The 18,403-nt window shown below is 42.0% G+C and carries 14 protein-coding genes; 5 read left to right on the top strand and 9 right to left on the bottom strand.

Translation table 11 applies throughout. The features are described 5' to 3' along the window. Nucleotides 1-87 precede the first annotated feature (87 nt). Nucleotides 88-1,548 carry a coniferyl aldehyde dehydrogenase gene (locus NQU59_RS07300; protein ID WP_257065507.1) on the top strand — a complete coding sequence of 487 codons (1,461 nt, stop codon included), beginning with the start codon at nt 88-90 and terminating at the stop codon, nt 1,546-1,548. 61 nt (nt 1,549-1,609) lie between these two features. Here NQU59_RS07300 and NQU59_RS07295 read toward each other — a convergent pair whose 3' ends face one another. From NQU59_RS07295 to NQU59_RS07285, 3 genes are read right to left on the bottom strand one after another with little or no spacing between them, the layout of a single operon-like run. Next, nucleotides 1,610-2,287, bottom strand: coding sequence for a DUF799 domain-containing protein (locus NQU59_RS07295; RefSeq protein ID WP_257065505.1), 678 nt, complete (start codon nt 2,285-2,287; stop codon nt 1,610-1,612). Next, a complete protein-coding gene (locus tag NQU59_RS07290) occupies nt 2,284-2,652 on the bottom strand; it encodes a DUF4810 domain-containing protein (RefSeq protein ID WP_257065499.1) in 369 nt (122 codons plus the stop codon). The genes NQU59_RS07295 and NQU59_RS07290 overlap by 4 nt, the downstream gene beginning before the upstream one ends. A 16-nt stretch (nt 2,653-2,668) precedes the next feature. Beyond that, nucleotides 2,669-3,340 carry a CsgG/HfaB family protein gene (locus NQU59_RS07285; RefSeq protein ID WP_257065498.1) on the bottom strand — a complete coding sequence of 224 codons (672 nt, stop codon included), beginning with the start codon at nt 3,338-3,340 and terminating at the stop codon, nt 2,669-2,671. A 586-nt stretch (nt 3,341-3,926) separates the two neighbouring features. Here NQU59_RS07285 and NQU59_RS07280 point away from each other — a divergent pair. Then, the gene (locus NQU59_RS07280; protein ID WP_005243948.1) at nt 3,927-5,552 is read left to right on the top strand and encodes a long-chain fatty acid--CoA ligase; all 1,626 of its coding nucleotides are present in this window, start codon (nt 3,927-3,929) and stop codon (nt 5,550-5,552) included. A gap of 29 nt (nt 5,553-5,581) precedes the next feature. On the opposite strand, the gene NQU59_RS07275 is transcribed toward NQU59_RS07280, so the two are convergent. From NQU59_RS07275 to kdpA, 5 genes are read right to left on the bottom strand one after another with little or no spacing between them, the layout of a single operon-like run. Continuing rightward, on the bottom strand, nt 5,582-6,280 hold the full coding sequence (locus NQU59_RS07275) for a response regulator (protein ID WP_005243950.1): 699 nt from the start codon (nt 6,278-6,280) through the stop codon (nt 5,582-5,584). Nucleotides 6,281-6,290: 10 nt separating this feature from the next. Beyond that, complete coding sequence (locus NQU59_RS07270) at nt 6,291-8,939, bottom strand: sensor histidine kinase (RefSeq protein WP_257065495.1); 2,649 nt, start codon at nt 8,937-8,939, stop codon at nt 6,291-6,293. Between the two features lie 13 nt (nt 8,940-8,952). Then, entirely contained in the window at nt 8,953-9,564 is a 612-nt protein-coding gene (gene kdpC / locus NQU59_RS07265) for a potassium-transporting ATPase subunit KdpC (RefSeq protein ID WP_005243955.1), read from the bottom strand. Nucleotides 9,565-9,573: 9 nt separating this feature from the next. Beyond that, nucleotides 9,574-11,586 (bottom strand): potassium-transporting ATPase subunit KdpB, encoded by a 2,013-nt coding sequence (kdpB, locus tag NQU59_RS07260; protein WP_257065493.1) that lies wholly within the window; start codon nt 11,584-11,586, stop codon nt 9,574-9,576. A 16-nt stretch (nt 11,587-11,602) separates the two neighbouring features. Continuing rightward, on the bottom strand, nt 11,603-13,300 hold the full coding sequence (kdpA, locus tag NQU59_RS07255) for a potassium-transporting ATPase subunit KdpA (RefSeq protein ID WP_043972652.1): 1,698 nt from the start codon (nt 13,298-13,300) through the stop codon (nt 11,603-11,605). Nucleotides 13,301-13,786: 486 nt separating this feature from the next. Between kdpA and NQU59_RS07250 the strand changes: the two genes are divergently transcribed. Together NQU59_RS07250 and NQU59_RS07245 are read left to right on the top strand one after the other, a co-directional pair. Continuing rightward, nucleotides 13,787-15,277 carry a long-chain fatty acid transporter gene (locus NQU59_RS07250; RefSeq protein ID WP_005243962.1) on the top strand — a complete coding sequence of 497 codons (1,491 nt, stop codon included), beginning with the start codon at nt 13,787-13,789 and terminating at the stop codon, nt 15,275-15,277. Between the two features lie 251 nt (nt 15,278-15,528). Continuing rightward, nucleotides 15,529-16,755, top strand: a complete 1,227-nt coding sequence (locus NQU59_RS07245) for an OmpP1/FadL family transporter (RefSeq protein WP_257065483.1) — start codon at nt 15,529-15,531, stop codon at nt 16,753-16,755. Between the two features lie 75 nt (nt 16,756-16,830). Here NQU59_RS07245 and thrH read toward each other — a convergent pair whose 3' ends face one another. Further along, nucleotides 16,831-17,448 (bottom strand): bifunctional phosphoserine phosphatase/homoserine phosphotransferase ThrH, encoded by a 618-nt coding sequence (gene thrH / locus NQU59_RS07240; protein WP_033134753.1) that lies wholly within the window; start codon nt 17,446-17,448, stop codon nt 16,831-16,833. A 172-nt stretch (nt 17,449-17,620) separates the two neighbouring features. On the opposite strand from thrH, the gene NQU59_RS07235 reads away from it, so the two are divergent. After that, complete coding sequence (locus NQU59_RS07235; RefSeq protein WP_005243966.1) at nt 17,621-18,352, top strand: phosphoadenylyl-sulfate reductase; 732 nt, start codon at nt 17,621-17,623, stop codon at nt 18,350-18,352. Nucleotides 18,353-18,403: the final 51 nt, after the last annotated feature.

The raw sequence follows: 18,403 nt of genomic DNA, 5'->3' as shown, positions 1-18,403 counted from the left end.
TTACTTTTTGTTGTCTCAATTGAATATCGACTACAAAACGCATTAATCATAAAGTCTCTTCTACTAATAAGCATGAAAGGAACAACAATGACACTTTCAACATCTCAACCATTCGGCGATTCAGCAACTGAACATATGCTTTCGGTTTTTAAACAACAACGCATCGCTTTTGATGCTCACCCCTATCCAGATCTCGATGACCGCCGCAGTAAGCTATTGCACATTAAAAAACAGATCATCCGTTATCAAGATGTCATTACAAACGCCATTCATACTGACTTTAGTTCCCGCTCAGTTGATGAATCAAAATTACTCGATTTGCTCGGTTCAGTGCTTGCAGCAGAACATGCGATTCGCCATTTGAGACGTTGGATGCGTCCAAGCAAACGTCAGACTGAACTGCTCTTTTTATCTAACCGTTTACGTGTGCAATACCAACCCAAAGGTGTGGTTGGAGTGATTGTGCCTTGGAACTTCCCTGTTTACTTGGCCTTAGGACCCTTAATTGCTGCCATTGCTGCGGGCAATCGTGTCATGATTAAACTGCCTGAAGTGACACCTGCCACCAATGCAGTGGTGAGACGTATGCTAGCTGAGATTTTCAGTGAAGATGAAGTCGCAGTTTTTGGTGAGGAAATTCTCGACCCTGCTCAATTTACCTCCTTGCCATTCAACCATATTGTATTCACAGGTTCACCTGCGATTGGCCGTGTGGTAATGCGCGCAGCGGCTGAAAACCTTACACCTGTAACACTAGAATTAGGCGGCAAATCTCCAGCTTTCGTCAGCCGAAATTATCCTTTGGCCGATGCCGCGAAACGTATATTACATGGTAAAGCAACCAACTGTGGTCAGATCTGTGTTGCACCTGACTATGCACTGGTACCTAAAGAAAAAGTGGATGAGTTCGTCGCAGAATGCCAATCCAATTTCACCCAGATGTATGGCAACAATATTCATCATAATAACAATTACACCTCGATTATCAGTGATCGTCATCTGAAGCGTTTACTTGAGATACTGGATGATGCACAGGCCAAAGGTGCTCAAATCATTGTTTGTGGTGAGTACGATCGAGCGCAAGATGCACGTCGTATGCCTGTACATATCGTGCTGAATTGCACAGCAGACATGCGTATTCTTAAAGAAGAGCTCTTTGGCCCCGTTTTACCTGTACTTGCTTATGACACACTGGATGATGCAATTCACTATATTCAAGCCGGTGAGCGTCCTTTGGCGTTGTACTGTTTCAGCCTTGATGCACAGGAACGTGAGTACATCTTAAAACAAACCCATTCTGGTGGTGTGACCATCAATGACTGGGGCTGGCATGTGGTCAACCATGATGCGCCCTTTGGTGGGATCGGGAACTCAGGAATGGGGACTTATCATGGTGAAGAAGGCTTACGTGAGCTTTCACATGCGAAAACCGTATTTGCGCGCCATCGTTTCTTCCCAACGCAACTATTCTATCCGCCTTATGGAACTTGGGTACAAAAGCTTACTTTACGTTTCTTCCTGAAACAGGGTGACCCAACGCTAAAATAAGCCATAAAAATAGAAAAGCCTCATTTAGAGGCTTTTCTATTTGATATCGATGATTAAAAAATCACTTTAACATACCGTCCTGTTGGTATTTCGGTGAACGTGGTCCATAGAGTAAACCCAAACCAGGATTCTGCTGTGTCGGTGTAAATAATTGGGTATTGACGATGCTTGCCAAAGGATAAGCACGATCATTTAGGCTCCCGGCAATTTGTTCCACCAATGCACCGACCAATGAGCTAAGCAAATCATTGTTGCCATTATTGCTGGATTGAACCGCTTTCTTTTCACCTGTCCAAAGGATTTGATTACTCTTCAAATCAACCAGTTTTGCTTCCACGCTCACGGTTGCAACACTTTGAATGACTTGATATTTAGAACCATATTCTTTAATTCGAATATAGAGCGCAGCATCCGCACCAAAAATTTCCTGTAATTTCTGTGGCGAAATGCTTTGCGCATCATGACCATTGGTCACACCGTTCTCTTTAAACATCGAATCAACCACAGAAATTGGAAAAACGTAATAACCTGCTTCAGCAACAGGTGTAACAACAGTTGGCCAATAACTATAAGTTGCTTTTACCTCAGGTGAATCATTGACTGGTGGTAACACCAGAATCGATTTCGGCATATGCTGCTTATATACCGTCATGTCTTTATTCACCGCAGGAGATGATGCGCAGCCTGTAAGTACTAAACCTGCAAGCAGAAGATTAGAAACTAAAAATGCCTTGATCATGGTTTTGCAATTCCTCCATTGGCATTCATTTTCTGCAACAAGCGATTCATCAATACAGTCGATTCAGGATACACTTGTCGTTCCAATTGGAAATACTCAACTGCTTTTTGCGCATTATTCTCTTGCAAAGATAACAAGCCCAGATGTGCATATAGCCCAGGTGGAACAGCGAGATTTTTCGCTTTGGCTTTTTCGATTTCCGCTTCTAGCTTGATGATTTGTGCATTGGGTGTGGCTTTTTCTGGTGCGTTATACATCAAATACGTCTGTTGTGTATAAGAGCCCCAACTATACAGAGGTTGAGGCCCTGTAGCACAACCAACCAGCCCGATGCTGATCAGACAGGCGCAAACAATTTTTTTCATTTTACAGCGGCCTAGTTTATTGTGCAGTCCAACGATTATTCTGAATATCAGTGACCAAATTGTTGACGGCTTCACGTACCGCTAAGTCCAGTACCTTACCATTTAAGGTCGAGTCATAAGAGGCTGTAGAGCCAAAACCAAGTACTTCACGAGCACTGAGTGTGTATTCACCCGCACCTTGTACTGAATGAACAATTTCCGACGTTTTCACATCGACAATATTCAAATTCACTTTGGCATAAGCAATCTGTTGCTTACCACGGCCTAAAATACCGAATAATTGCTGATCACCCACTTCTTTACGGCCAAACTCAGATACATCACCTGTAATCACATAACGTGCACCTTTAATCGTTTGAGCCGTATTGCTATTCCCCACTTCTTGCTTCAGTTCAGATAGGTTGTCACGATTTAAAACCGAGAAATAGCCCGTTTGCTGTAGATGGGTTTCTAAAATGGTTTTCGCCTGTCCGCCAAGACGATCGACATTGTCAGAGAAGATACCTCGCATATAGCTAGAACGATTATCAAACTTACCAATCGAAACAGGTACTTTAACCCCGTTATATTTAATCTGTTGTACCGCTGCCGTTACTTGTGGACTCTGAATTGATTTTGATGTTTCTGTGGTTGAGCAGGCCATTAAACCTAAAGAACTGAATGCGGTAATCGCTAATAATTTTTTCATTTTGACTCGAATAAGACATTAAAAAGCTTAACCAGTATATACTAAAAAACAGAAAACTGCGCACAACAACCAACAAGCTAAACTCTTATTAATTATAATAAAAATTTATTTTACAGCCTCAAAAATATTGCACATTATCAGCATCTGATTATCACTTAATCCACTGCAACAAGCTTGAATATGCAGCCATTTTTCTTGGTTTAATCCGATAAAATGATCATTAGCGTTTCCAACATATCCTTTTTTAATTTTTTCTAAAATTTATGCATTCAAATTACCATAACCGTCTTTATGGCGTTGAAGCGAGTCAACAAGCTGAAACGTGTTGAATTATTCAGCCTTTGCATGATTAATATGAATAAAATTCGCTTTCATATTGACCACTATTTTTCTCAATGCTACTTTCATTTTGCTACGCATCAAGTTCTCACTGTACTCGAGGTGTGGTACATCTCTAGAGATATCACTCCTCATGAACTTGTCTTTTAAATATCATTTTATTTCAGTCATTCACCATAAATATTAAGACAGTGAACTTCAGGTTCACAGCAGCATTGACCGCACCAAGTAGTGAAAAGGATAAAAAATGTTTGGAAAAATGATACATCAGGATTTATTGATTAGTAACTTAATAGAGCATGCAGCAAAATATCACGCAGATACGGCCATTTTTTCACGTGAAATCGATGGCCAACTCAGCACTACGAATTGGAAACACATCCAGCAGAATAGTAAACGCTTAGCAAATGCTTTCAAGGCGTTTAATTTAAGCGAGGGTGATCGTATTGCCACAATCGCATGGAATAACCGCCGTCACCTAGAATCATGGTATGCCATTTCTGGATGCGGTTATGTTTGCCATACGATTAACCCTCGATTATTTCCAGAGCAGTTGACCTTTATTATTCATGATGCTCAAGATAAAGTTATTTTCTTCGACAGTACATTTTTACCATTAATCAGTGCGCTTGAGGATAAAATTCCTTCGGTTGAAAAATTGATCTGTTTAAGCGCCTATGATGAAAGCGTCGCTAACGCACTTCCAAACGTTATTTTTTATGATGAGTTAATTCAAGATCAATCCGTAGAATTTGATTGGCCGCAATTCAAGGAAGAAACACCGAGCTCCTTATGTTATACCTCGGGCACCACGGGGAATCCCAAAGGAGTCTTATATAGCCATCGTTCGACCTTACTGCATACAATGGCCATTGCACTCCCCGACTCTTTAAATATTTCTGCTCGAGATATTGTCATGCCTGTGGTTCCCATGTTCCATGTCAATGCATGGGGTATTCCCTATGCAGCAGCAATGGTCGGGAGTTCGCTCATTCTGCCTGGTCCAAATTTAGATGGGGATAGCCTCGTTCGTTTAATTGATGATTATAAAGTAACAGTGGCCTTGGGGGTTCCTACCATTTGGCAAGGCCTATTGCTTGCTGCCCAAAAAACAGGCAGCCGCTTGCAAAGTCTGCAGCGCAATGTTGTTGGTGGCGCAACCTGCCCACCGTCTATCATCCGTGAATTTAGAGACACTTATCATTGTGACACGATTCATGCATGGGGGATGTCAGAAATAAGTCCACTGGGCACAGCCAATCAACCCAAGGCAAAACATGAGACATTAAATACGGAGCAACTTGAGAAATTACGCCAAAGCCAAGGTCGTCCACCTTTTGGTATAGAATTACGTATTGTTGATGAAAAAACTATGACACCGCTCGCAAATGATGGGCAGACACAAGGAAATTTACAGGTTCGTGGCCCATGGGTGGTTGACCACTATTTCAATCAAGCAAAAAGCTCTCTGACTTCAGATGGTTGGTTTGATACAGGGGATATCGCAACCATTGATTCTGATGGTTACATGACCATCCGCGATCGCGCTAAAGATTTAATCAAATCAGGTGGTGAATGGATTTCATCTGTTGAAATAGAGAATATTGCCGTAGGCCATCCTGAAATTCGTATGGCTGCCGCAATTGCTGCACGCCACCCCAAATGGGATGAACGTCCAATTTTAATTGCGGTAAAACAAGAACATTCATCATTAACCGAACAAGACCTGCTGACCTATTTTGCCGATAAAATTGCCTCTTGGCAGATTCCAGATGCCGTCATTTTTGTTGATGCGCTCCCGATCAACGGTACCGGGAAAATTGTTAAGACAGAGCTACGCGCAGCATATGCTGATTTTTTACTAAACTCATAATGGCTCATTACAACGACAACATAGACTCATTATTCACCAAAGCGTAATCCAACTCCCGCAATGGTGAAAATATACTTGGGCGTCACTGCGGAATCCCCTATTTTAGTTCTGAGTTTTTTGACCAAGATTCTAAGATAGTGGGTATCCTCTTCATGGCTAATGCCCCATAACTCGGTCATGATTTGTTTTTGCGTCACAATCTTGCCTTGATGACGAATCAACAGGGCCAACAACTGAAATTCTTTTTTGGTTAAGGTAATGTCTTCACCAGCCAGTTTGGCCGCATGTTCAGCCACATCCACCCAAAGTTGTCCATCATTAAACACCAGATTGTGCTCAGACGGTTGTGGCTTATTGCGAAACATGACCCGAATTCGGGCACAGAGCTCCTGAATACTAAAAGGCTTGGTTACATAATCATTGGCACCCGCATCCAAGAGCTGAATTTTCTGATTCTCATCTGGACGTGCTGAAAGCACAATCACAGGAATATCACTCCATTGCCGCAATTCAATCAGCACCTCCTGCCCATCCATATCAGGCAGCCCTAAATCCAGAATCAATAAATCAGCACCGCGTGATGCCAGAATTTCCAAGCCCTTCATTCCATTTTCAGCCACCTGTACCTGATAGCCTTGCGCACGTAGGGCAATGTCCAGAAATTTCCGAATTTGCGGCTCATCATCAATAATAAGAATCGATGCATGTGGATTCATTGTCTGTGGCATGAATATACTTTTAATCCTGATGAAGTGGTAATCGTATTCGAATTAAAGAGCCTTGACCATATGGCCCCACCAAAGCTTCAATACTGCCCATATGCGCCCCAATAATCGCTTTTACAATTGCAAGACCTAATCCCGTTCCCGTTTTACCTCGATCTCCACGCTGCATGGTATAAAACATGTCAAAGATCTGTTCACGTTCTTGTTCTGGAATACCCACACCCTGATCCACAATGTCGATTTGTAAGACATTTTCTACCTGCTGAATGTCGACCTCAATAGGCTTATCATCAGGTGAAAACTTTGCGGCATTTTCCAAGACATTGAAAATCGCTTGTTCAATCAAGGCAGGATGTACATACAACTGCGGGATGTTCTCTTGAATAGAGACATCAATGTTCAACTGAGGCTGATAGCGCTTTAACCGCTGTGTTGCCGATCCAATTAATTCATCCACACCAATCCAAGCACGACTCAGGGTTAAGCCCTGATGTCCCAAACGGGTCATATCCAATAAATTTTGAATATAACGATCCAGACGCTCGCCCTCAACATGAATAGTATCCAGTAATTCATTCCGATCCGTTTCAGACATCTGTTCACCGTAGTATTTCAGACTATCTGCTGAACCAATCATTGCTGCCAGTGGTGAACGCAGATCGTGGGATACAGAAGAGAGTAAGGCTGAACGCAATTTTTCTGTTTCAGCAACCACTCTGGAATTCTCCAGCTGTAAAGATAACTGCACCCGTGAGACCGTTTGTGCAATATCTTCAATCATCAATTCAGCCAAACGTTGTTGTTCAAAGTTTATGGGCATTGTATCTGGCTGAAATCGAATCGCAATCACACCATGCTCGCCCTCTAGGTTTAAGGGGTTAAACCACCATTCAGACTGAGTCAATGTATTGGTAAAACGTCCACAGGGTTTACCATTTTTTTGAGTCCAATCAGCAGCAATCTGATCTTTTTCATTTAAGCGCACATGATCATCCAGCATTTGCGTGCCAACCCTTAGCCAAACTGTTGCCTTCAAAGCACTTTCTACATGTTGTTTGGCAACATTTAAAACCTGTTCAATATCCACACAAACTGAAAGCTTTCGTTCCAACTCCTGTAGTTGCAATGAAACTGAATTTGCAGCACGCAAGCTCAGCACCTGAGCACGTAACTGATTAGCCAACCGTCCGACCAACAAAGCAGAGACAATGAAAATAATAATGGTCATGACCCCACGTTCAGCACTGATTCGAAAGGTAAAGCGGGGTTCAATAAATAGATAGTTATACAGCAGGAAACAGATGAACACGCTAATGATAGTAATCAGCATCCTTGCACGCATCGCCACCACCAGCACAGTAACCACAAAAATTAAGGCCAGTTCACTATAACCAATGAAATGATCACTGACCGTCGCGGCGATTAGGCCCAACAACACTATCACGATACTTTCAACGAGCTCACGCGGATTAAAGGCCAGGCCCTGCTCTAACCAAGCACGATAAGAATGATCTACGTTGGGTACAGTGCTTTGATTTTTACTTTTTAATGGTTGCACAAAAGTAATCTCAAAAGGATGCTGTTTCTCTAATAACTGATCGGCAATATGATCTGAAAATAAGCGCTGCCATACTGATTTTTTAGCACTTTTCCCCAATAAAATATTGGATGCCCCATAGTCATAAGCCGCTTGTAAAATCGTAGAAGCAATATGATTGCTATATAGTAAATACGTATCGGCACCAAGTTTACGTGCCAAATTAAACGCTTTAGTCACGGCGAAAGTTTGCTTGTTTTCAATCTTGCTTTTTTGAATCGAGATGACACTCCATATCGCATTACGTCTTTCAGCAATACGGTGTGCACGTCGTACCAAATCTTCTGAAAACTCAGACCCATCAATCGCTAACATCACATGATTTTGAATGGGAATGATTTGTCCCTGTGCGACAAATTTTTCCCGATAATCCATTTCAACTTGCCCTGCCACCGTTTGAATCGCGAGATCACGTAAAGCAGTTAAATGTGCGGGCTTGAAAAATCCCTGTAAGGCATGCGGTGCAACATCCGCTAAATAAATCTTGCCGTGATTCATACGCTCTAACAGCTCAGGCACAGGCAGATCAACCAAGCGAATATCTTTCAAACGTTTGAGCAATGCATCCGGAACTGTTTCGCTAACGCGAATCCCTGTAATTTGATAGACCACATCATTGAGACTTTCCAGATGCTGAATATTTAAGGTGCTATAGACATCAATCCCTGCATCCAACAGTTCATTGACATCTTGCCAACGGTATTCATGCCGACTATTTGGCACATTACGATGTGCGAGTTCATCCACCAACACAATTTCAGGCTTTAATTTAAGGATCTGATCAAGATCCATCTCTTCCAAAATACGACCCTGATAGTCCACGGCCTTTCTTGGAATCACATTCAAGCCTTGAATTAAACGCTCGGTATCAGATCGACCATGCGTTTCCACCACGCCCACCACCACATGAGAACCTTGCTGCATCAACTCATGTGCCCGTGTCAGCATGGCATAGGTTTTTCCCACACCTGGTGCCGCACCCAAGAAAATGGTTAAACGACCAGATTGCTCCCGTTGACTATGCGCCAACCATGCATCTGCTTTATTATTTCGGTCGATCTGCATATCCTGTGCTCTATCAACGTTGGGTCGATGACAATTGATCTAATGCCAGATTCAATTTCAGCACATTAATTCGTGCTTGCCCATACAAACCTAATTGAACAGGTTGAATCTGTTGTTGTACTAAATTATGTAGCTGCTGCTCAGACAAATGACGCTGCTGTGCTACACGTTTTACCTGCAATAACGCACTTGCTGGTGAAATGTCTGGATCAATACCACTGCCTGATGCAGTAATCATTTCAAGTGGAACCTGCTGCCCGGAAATATGATTATTCTGAGCAAACTGCATTGTTCTTTCCTTAATCTGTTTTTGCAGTACTGGGTTTGAAATAGCCAGATTACTCCCAGCCATTGTATCCAATTGATAGTTGGATGCACTTGGACGCGCATGAAAATATTGCTCACTGACAAAGCTTTGTCCAGCTAAGCTTGAACCGATAATCTTGCCATTAAGCTCAATTAAACTGCCATTGGCCTGTTTGGGAAAGAATAACTGTCCCAGCGCGACACCAGCACCACTATACAGCGCACCAGCAATTAAAAAGCCGACCAAAATCAGCCCTAAAGCAGGACGTAATAACGCGTGTGTATCTACAGACAATGGAAGATTTTCTAATGTATTCATTTTTCACTCCTAAATCCACAATGACACAACAAGGTCAATCAACTTGATCGCAATAAACGGAAAGATCACCCCACCCACACCATAAATCAGCATATTACGGCGTAATAATTGCAGAGCACTGGCAGGCTTAAACTGAACTCCTCTTAAGGCAAGTGGAATCAGCATTGGAATAATTAACGCATTAAAGATCAGCGCGGAAATCACAGCGCTGCTTGGACTACTTAAGCGCAAGATATTCAGTACATCCAGTTGAGGAATTGCCACAGCAAATAACGCAGGCAAAATCACAAAGTACTTGGAAACATCGTTAGCAAGGGAAAAAGTGGTTAATGCTCCACGCGTAATTAGCTGTTGTTTCCCGATTTCAACCACATCCAGTAATTTGGTTGGATCCGAATCCAAATCCACCATATTACCCGCCTCTTTAGCTGCCTGAGTCCCAGAGTTCATGGCGAGGCCAATATCCGCTTGGGCTAAAGCAGGCGCATCATTGGTACCATCCCCCACCATCGCCACCAGCTTACCTGCTGCTTGTTCTAGACGAATACAGGCCAGTTTATCTTCGGGTTTGGCTTCGGCAATATAGTCATCTACTCCAGCTTCAGCCGCAATTGCTGCAGCGGTTAACGGGTTATCGCCTGTAACCATGATGGTTTTAATCCCCATTTCACGCAACAGCGCAAAACGTTCTTTAATGCCCTGCTTGATGACATCGGAGAGTTCAATCACACCGAGAATATTATGATTTGAGGCTACCACCAAAGGTGTTGCACCTTTAGAAGCCACTTGTTCGACGCGAGTCTTGAGTTCAAAGTTGTCCTGAATATTTTGCTCGGTAAATTTAAGAATGGCATCAACAGCACCTTTACGAATGCGTTGCCCAGTGGCCAAATCGACGCCAGACAGCCGTGTCGATGCACTAAACTGAATAAATTCTGCATCTTTCGGCTCTTGAATATGTTCCCCCAATTCTTTGCCTAGACTGACCACAGATTTCCCCTCAGGGGTTGGATCTGCAAAAGAGGTCAGCATAGCAGCTTGGCGCAACTCATTTGGACTCACACCTGCCAGTGGATAAAAGGCTGTGGCTTGGCGGTCACCATAGGTGATCGTTCCCGTTTTATCCAGCAGCAATACATCGATATCACCCGCAACCTCAACAGCCTTACCAGATTTAGCCAGAACATTGGCTTTTAAAGCACGGTTCATCCCTGCAATTCCAATTGCAGGTAACAAACCGCCAATTGTGGTTGGAATCAAGCACACCAACAGCGCAATTAATAAGACCAAGCTGATTTTGACACCGACCATTGCCCCAATAAATGGCAGGGTTGCCACCACCACAATAAAGGTGAGGGTCATGATATTCAGTAAAACACCCAGTGCAATTTCATTCGGTGTTTTTTGACGGTTAGCGCCTTCAACCAAAGCAATCATGCGATCTAAAAAGCTATGACCAGCTTCGTTACTAACACAAACTGTAATTTGATCGGATAACACTTTGGTTCCACCAATCACCCCTGAACGATCCGTATTGGCTTCACGCAATACTGGTGCAGACTCCCCTGTGACCGCTGATTCATTGATAGTGGCAAAACCTTGAATGATTTCACCATCTGCAGGCACAATTTCCCCTGCTTTAACGATGACCAAATCACCTTTTTTTAATAGATTTGCAGAAACAACTTCCGGGAGTGCATCCAAATCAGCAACGCGGTTTGCTGTTAAATTCTCGCGCGCTTGACGCAATGAAGCCGCTTGTCCACGCCCTTTAGCTTCCGCAACAGCCTCTGCATAATTGGCAAATAATACGGTCACCAACAAGATACTGCTTAACACCAAGCCAAAAACCAGACTTGCATTCCCCATTATGGTTGCGATGAGGCTTAGGACAGTTCCGATCCAGACGCAGGCCATCACTGGATTTTTAAACGCATGTTGAGGTAACAGTTTATAAAAAGTCTGCTGGATAACTTCTTTATTCAAAATATCCAGCTGTTGTGTCGCATTTGAGTGTTTCATTGTATTTGCTCCACACTTAAACTTTTATTGATAAATAATCGGCAATTGGGCCAATCACCAACACTGGCATGAATTGCAATAAGGTCAGAATCAGTACGATGCCGATCAAAGTCAGTGCAAAGGTAGGAGATTCAATATGTAAAGAGCCTTTACTTTCAGTGGCTTGTGGTTTAGTTGCTAAACTGACGGCAATCAAAACAGGAATAATCAATACGCTATAACGCCCAGCTAATAACGCAATGCTCGTACTCAAATTCCACCAGAGTGTGTTATTACCCAACCCTGCAAAACCAGAACCGTTATTGGCATAGGCTGAGACATACTCATAGAACACTTGGCTAATACCGTGAAAAGCTGGATTTGAGTTGGCTGTCAGGGATGGGAAAGCAATCGCGATTGCGGTCAATCCAAGAATCACCACGGGCTGTAATAAAATCACCAGCGCCAACAACTTAATTTCGGTAACTTCAATTTTTCGGCCGAACAGTTCAGGAGTACGTCCAGTCATCAAACCTGCAATGAAGACCGCTAAAAACAGATAAATAAAGAACTGTAATAGACCACAACCAATGCCTCCCCAGATGGCATTAATCAGCATATTGCAGAGTTCAACCAGTCCTGTCAGTGGAGATTCTGAGTCATGCATCATATTGACTGAGCCGTTATTCACTTGGGTGGTTAAGCTACCCCAAAGTGCAGAAGCCTCCACACCAAACCGGAACTCCTTGCCCTCCATCACAGCCAGATTTGGAGTTAAAGATGATTTTTCAGCCCATAGAGTCAATACAGTCGAAGCCAATGACATCAACAACATGGTGCCAAAAATCATCCACATTAATTTTTTACGCTGGATAAAACGTCCCACCATAAATACGACTGACAGTGGGATCAGTAAAATCGCAATCATCTCCATCACATTAGATAAAGGCGTTGGATTTTCCAAAGGCACACTGCTATTTGGGCCATACCACCCTCCACCATTACTGCCAAGCTGTTTAATCGCTACCATGGGTGCAACTGGACCAAGCGGAATATGTTGTGTTTTAACTTCTGTGGTCTGATCTAGAACTTGTGCTGTTGGCCCTGCAGACAATGTTGCAGGAACACCTTGAAAGGTCAAAAATACAGACAGGACAAGACCTAAAGGAATAAAGAATCGAAATAAAGGCCGAATGATATCCATCCAGTAATTACCCAGATTGATCTGGTTCCAACGCTTTTTATCGTTACTTTGCGCATGATTAGATTGTAAAAACATGGCTCTTAGCATTGCAGCCAATAATGCCAGTCCCATAATCGGAGACAGATACTGTAAACCGACAATCACTGTCATTTGCGATAGATAGGACAACTGAGCCTGTCCAGAATAATGTTGCTGATTGGTATTGGTCAAAAATGAAATGGTGGTATGTAAAGCCAAGTCCCAATTCATATTGGGAATATGATCTGGATTCAGTGGTAACCATGCCTGAGTCATTAAAATGATGACGCTTGCCCCAAGCAATAACAGGTTGCTGAGTAGAAATGCAGTGAGATATTGTCGCCAGTTCATTCCGACCTGCTTTACATTGAGAAATGCGTAGATTGGCTGCTCAATCCATTTAAACAAACAGTCACTTTTCATTGGTTTGGCTTGCATCACATCGGCAAGATAAATGCCAAGTGGATAAGCCAATAGCAATGAAACAATAAAGACAGAAATAAATTCCCACATAGCAAATGCCATTTAAAAAATAGGTCAGCTTTAGTATGGAAATGAGGGACGTAAATTCTCTATATTGAAAAAAGTGCAAGGCGTAAATTTTGCGTAAAATTATTCAAGACTGATCTGATCCGCTTAAAATTTTGCCTAAAAGGCATATGTGGAGAAATAAATCTCATTTTTACAAAAATCTTTGACCAAATAAAAACATTATTTTGAAAAATGCAAAAAATAACGATTATTATTTGAGAAGAATAATTTATATTTATCATTATTTTACAAATAAAAACACATATGTATATAAATTTTTAAGATTTATTTTTATCCAATTTCAACAAAACCAGCATACTGCATAGTTCATTTAGAACATTTACTCTTATTCTAATTATGGTATTTTTGTTACATGAAGTTATAGCCAATCACGATAGATAACTTTTTTGTTGTCAGATCATAGCTTCTTAACACTTAAGAATCTTGAAGTTCAAGGAAAGATTTACAATGAAATTAAAACATCTTAGCACTGCCATGATTTTAGCAACGCTGCCTGCAACTGGAGTTTTTGCAGCTGCGTTAGACCGTTCAGGTCAATCTATGTCTGCTTTTTTTCAGCCGGGTAACTATTTTGAAGCGGGTATTTCGGTTCTAGACCCAACAGTGAAAGGCCAAGAAGCTGGCACATCATCAACAACACGAAAAATTGGGGATATGGCGGATGACTATTATTTCCCTAGCGCAGCATTAAAATTACAACTGACTGACAACGTTTCTTTCGGTTTATTATACGACCAACCTTATGGTGCAAATGCTCAATATTCTGGAAACAACGTTTTTGTATCGAACCCTGGCTCTGATACTGTTCTACCTGTTGAAAAAACAAATGCTTTAGTACAAAAGAAAGTAACTGATTATTTAAGCTCTCCAACAGGCCAACAGCAAATTGCTGGACTTGTGCAAGGTGGTATGACCCCTGCTCAGGCTCAAGCAGCAGTCACTCAAGGCTTCTTAAATAGTGCACCAGTAAAAGCATTACAAAAAGGTCTTGCTGATGCAAATGCAGCTTTAGGCGAAGGTAATACTTCAGTAAAAGTAGATACGCAAAATATTTCTCTTGTTTTTGGCTATCAACCAGTTAAAAACATCAACCTGTATGCTGGTGGTGTTTACCAAACAGTTAAAGGTAATGTAAACCTACGTGGTACAGCTTATAGTATCTACAATGGCTATGATGCGAATATCAAAGAAACTGGCGGTGCTGGTTGGTTAGTCGGTGCAGCTTATCAAATTCCTGAGATTGCGCTTAAAGCATCTTTGACATATCGTTCAGAAATCGATCACAAAGTAAATATTAATGAAAATTTCTCTGTAACCTCTGCGTTGGTTAACAACCCAGCCGTGTTAGCAGGTTTACTGGGCATTACTCCTGCTCAAGCATTAGCTCAAGCACAAGCACTTGAAGAAGGCAGTGCGGGTAAAAAGACCAAAATTACAACGCCACAGTCTGTTAACTTAGATTTCCAAACAGGTATCATGGCGAATACAGTTGCGTTTGCAAACGTTCGCTGGGTCAACTGGAAAGACTTTGCAATCCAACCATACAAGTTCGGTTTATTGTCTCAACAAATCGGTGGTTTAGTTGGTCGTCCAAACGGTTTCAACTTAGTTGAATATTCTGATGATCAATGGTCTGTTAACGCAGGTGTTGGCCGTAAGCTAAGCGAACAATGGGCTGGTAACGTTTCTGTAGGTTGGGACTCTGGTGCAGGTAACCCTGTAACAACACTTGGTCCTACAGAAGGTTATTGGAACGTGGGTGTCGGTCTTCAATTTAGCCCGACGCCAGCAACCTTTATTGCTGCTGGCGTGAAATATTTCTGGTTAGGCGATGCTAAAGCACAAACTGGTGCTCAAGCAGGTGGAAATGAATATGTTGCAGAGTTTAAAGACAACAATGCAATCGCCTATGGCTTAAAAATGGGCTATCGCTTCTAATCCACAGTTTTCAATAAAAGGTCATCTTGGGATGGCCTTTTTTATACAACTTTAATAAATAAAATCAAAATCATAACTAAATAAATCAGCAGTGATACAAAGTTTAAAACCATCAATAAAAACCGTGAATGCTCAAGTATTTTCAGTGACTTTACCGTTCATTTATTGACATTTGTAAATTATTTAAGCGAATAAAAACTATGTTACTTTTCGCGCCATTCTGTTACAAAGTGATTTGAGAGAACATATTAATGAAGCTGAATGCTATTCAAACGGCTCTTCTACTTAGCTTAGTTCCAACAACAACATTCGCCGCAGCACTGGATCGCTCAGGTCAATCAATTGCCGCTTTTTTACAGCCAAATAACTATTTTGAAGCAGGTATCACCGTTCTAGATCCGAGTGTTTCGGGTAAAGACACATCTAAAAATAATACAGGTGATATGGCCAATCACTATTACGCGCCCAATGCAGCCTTAAAAATTCAAGCCACAGAAAAACTTTCGATTGGTTTGATTTATGATCAGCCCTATGGCGCAGATGCAGAATACACGGGCAAAAGTAACTTTATCGAAAGCCGCCCTGTTCCATTTAAAGGCGGCACATCAGTTACAGTTGATACTGAAAACTTAAATCTGCTACTCGGTTATCAACCGAATCAAAACTGGAATATTTATGCGGGTGCGGTCTATCAAACCCTAGATAGTACCGTACTGTTACGTGGCAAAAGTTATAATGCCTACAGTGGTTATGACTTCAAAACAGGCAAAGATGAAGCCGTTGGCTGGTTAGCGGGTGTTGCTTATCAAATTCCTGAAATTGCACTCAAAGCTTCTTTGACTTACCGTGCAAAAATCAAGCATGAAATGAATGCTTATGAAAATCATGGTATTGCAGGCATGACTGGCAGTGCAGGTTTGGATGCAGTTCTAAATAAAATTAATCATTCAGAAGGTACAACTGAAATCACCACCCCACAATCGATCAACCTCGATTTCCAAACTGGAATTATGGAAAACACCGTTGCATTTGCCAATTTACGCTGGGTGAACTGGAAAGACTTCGCCATCCGTCCCTATAAATTTGGTGCGGCTTCAACCTTACCACCAATCGTTGCGGCAACAGGTAAAAAAGAGGGTTTTGATCTGGTTGCCTATACCGATGATCAATATTCAATTACAACAGGTATTGGTCGTAAATTTAACGACCAATGGGCAGGTAATCTATCCGTTGGTTGGGACTCTGGCGCAGGTAACCCAGTCACCACACTTGGGCCAACTGAAGGCTACTGGAATGTAGGGGTTGGTGTTCAATACAGCCCTGCTCCAAATTATTTTATCGCAGGTGGTGTGAAATACTTCTGGCTGGGCGATGCAAAAGCACAATCAGGTTCACAATTTAATACGCCAGCCTATGTCGCAGAGTTTGAAAATAACAATGCCATCGCCTATGGTCTAAAGATTGGTTATAAATTCTAAAAAATCTCTACCAGCCCCTCTTTAATCAAGAGGGGCAGTTCCCTCCTTTAGCAAAGGAGGGTTAGAGAGGACGAGTTATTCTGGAATATCACGTTGCGATACCGAACGAATCGCCTGTTTAAGTGCTTCATAACCATGCAATGGCGGGAATTGAGGGAATTCTGCAATCACATTTGCTGGTGCATCGAACAGGAAACCATGATCTGCTTCACCCAGCATGGTGGTATCATTATAAGAATCCCCTGCTGCAATCACGCGGAAATTCAAACCATGTAATGCTTTTACCGCCTGACGCTTTTGATCAGGTTGACGTAATTTATAAGCTGTGATCATGCCATTTTTATCGGTTTCAAGTTTATGACAGAAAATGGTTGGCCATCCCAATTGCTTCATCAATGGATGAGCAAACTCATAAAAAGTATCTGATAAAATAATCAGTTGGAAATGGGTACGTACCCACTCAACAAACTCTTTGGCTCCTTCAAAAGGGCCCATATCTGCAATCACTGCCTGAATATCATTTAAGCCCAAACCATGCTGTTTTAAGATATTCAGACGTTGTGTCATCAACACATCGTAATCCGGAATATCACGTGTGGTGGCTTCTAGTTCTTTAATCCCTGTTTTTTTTGCAAAGTTGATCCAGATTTCTGGAACTAAAACCCCTTCAAGATCTAGGCATACGATTTCCATGAATGCTTCCAATGTTGGTTAAAAATTGCTGTATCATAGCACTAAGATTATTCAATTTTTGTGCTGTTGTGGAATAAAATCACATATTCTGCAAGATTAAAATCTGACATAAGCAAACTGCTTTGCTTCGAATGATTTACAATTGTGCCCAAGCCTATCGCCAGGAACATCCATGACTGTTATTCCGACTATTGACCTTGTAGATGCGTTCGCTGCTGAATACGCAGATAAATCGCCACGAGAAATTTTAGAACTTGCATTAAGCCAGCAAGGTGAAATCGCAATTTCATTTTCTGGTGCAGAAGATGTTGTTCTAATTGATATTGCCTCGCGTCTAGGTAAGCCCTTCCGTGTGTTTAGTCTGGATACGGGACGTTTACATGCAGAGACTTACCAGTTCATTGAAACAGTTCGTAAGCATTATAAGATCGATATTGAAATTTGCTTCCCGGAGTCTACTGCTGTTCAGCAATTCGTCACTGAAAAAGGCCTGTTTAGCTTTTTTGAAGATGGACATCAGGAATGTTGTGGAATCCGTAAGGTACAACCTCTACGTAAGAAACTGGCAACCTTAGATGGCTGGATTACGGGCCAGCGCAAGGATCAAAGTCCGACCCGTAGCGAAGTGCCTGTGATTCAAGCGGATGTCGGTTTTTCTGGTGAGGGCAAGCAGTTGATTAAATATAATCCACTGGCGAACTGGAGCAGTGCTGATGTATGGAGTTATATCCGAATGATGGAAATTCCATATAACCCATTGCATGAACGTGGTTTTATTTCAATTGGTTGTGAGCCATGTACACGCGCAGTGTTGCCAAATCAACATGAACGCGAAGGTCGCTGGTGGTGGGAAGAGGCCACGCATAAAGAATGCGGCCTACATGCTGGCAACCTCAAAAAATAATCAATTAAAGATTTGGTATATTAAAACCACTGATTCGTCAGTGGTTTTATT

The organism is Acinetobacter colistiniresistens, from assembly GCF_024582815.1.
In the GTDB taxonomy this organism is placed as follows: Bacteria; Pseudomonadota; Gammaproteobacteria; order Pseudomonadales; family Moraxellaceae; genus Acinetobacter.
Note: the sequence above shows the minus strand (reverse complement) of the source record. Positions and strands in the feature narration are given on the sequence as shown.

What these genes read in the sequence shown, in the direction of transcription:
- NQU59_RS07245 (WP_257065483.1), top strand. Translation starts at nt 15,529, where the DNA reads ATGAAGCTGAATGCTATTCAAACGGCTCTTCTACTTAGCTTAGTTCCA.
- NQU59_RS07270 (WP_257065495.1), bottom strand. Translation starts at nt 8,939, where the DNA reads ATGCAGATCGACCGAAATAATAAAGCAGATGCATGGTTGGCGCATAGT.
- NQU59_RS07235 (WP_005243966.1), top strand. Translation starts at nt 17,621, where the DNA reads ATGACTGTTATTCCGACTATTGACCTTGTAGATGCGTTCGCTGCTGAA.
- NQU59_RS07295 (WP_257065505.1), bottom strand. Translation starts at nt 2,287, where the DNA reads ATGATCAAGGCATTTTTAGTTTCTAATCTTCTGCTTGCAGGTTTAGTA.
- NQU59_RS07285 (WP_257065498.1), bottom strand. Translation starts at nt 3,340, where the DNA reads ATGAAAAAATTATTAGCGATTACCGCATTCAGTTCTTTAGGTTTAATG.
- NQU59_RS07290 (WP_257065499.1), bottom strand. Translation starts at nt 2,652, where the DNA reads ATGAAAAAAATTGTTTGCGCCTGTCTGATCAGCATCGGGCTGGTTGGT.
- kdpB (WP_257065493.1), bottom strand. Translation starts at nt 11,586, where the DNA reads ATGAAACACTCAAATGCGACACAACAGCTGGATATTTTGAATAAAGAA.
- thrH (WP_033134753.1), bottom strand. Translation starts at nt 17,448, where the DNA reads ATGGAAATCGTATGCCTAGATCTTGAAGGGGTTTTAGTTCCAGAAATC.
- NQU59_RS07280 (WP_005243948.1), top strand. Translation starts at nt 3,927, where the DNA reads ATGTTTGGAAAAATGATACATCAGGATTTATTGATTAGTAACTTAATA.
- NQU59_RS07250 (WP_005243962.1), top strand. Translation starts at nt 13,787, where the DNA reads ATGAAATTAAAACATCTTAGCACTGCCATGATTTTAGCAACGCTGCCT.
- NQU59_RS07300 (WP_257065507.1), top strand. Translation starts at nt 88, where the DNA reads ATGACACTTTCAACATCTCAACCATTCGGCGATTCAGCAACTGAACAT.
- kdpC (WP_005243955.1), bottom strand. Translation starts at nt 9,564, where the DNA reads ATGAATACATTAGAAAATCTTCCATTGTCTGTAGATACACACGCGTTA.
- NQU59_RS07275 (WP_005243950.1), bottom strand. Translation starts at nt 6,280, where the DNA reads ATGCCACAGACAATGAATCCACATGCATCGATTCTTATTATTGATGAT.
- kdpA (WP_043972652.1), bottom strand. Translation starts at nt 13,300, where the DNA reads ATGTGGGAATTTATTTCTGTCTTTATTGTTTCATTGCTATTGGCTTAT.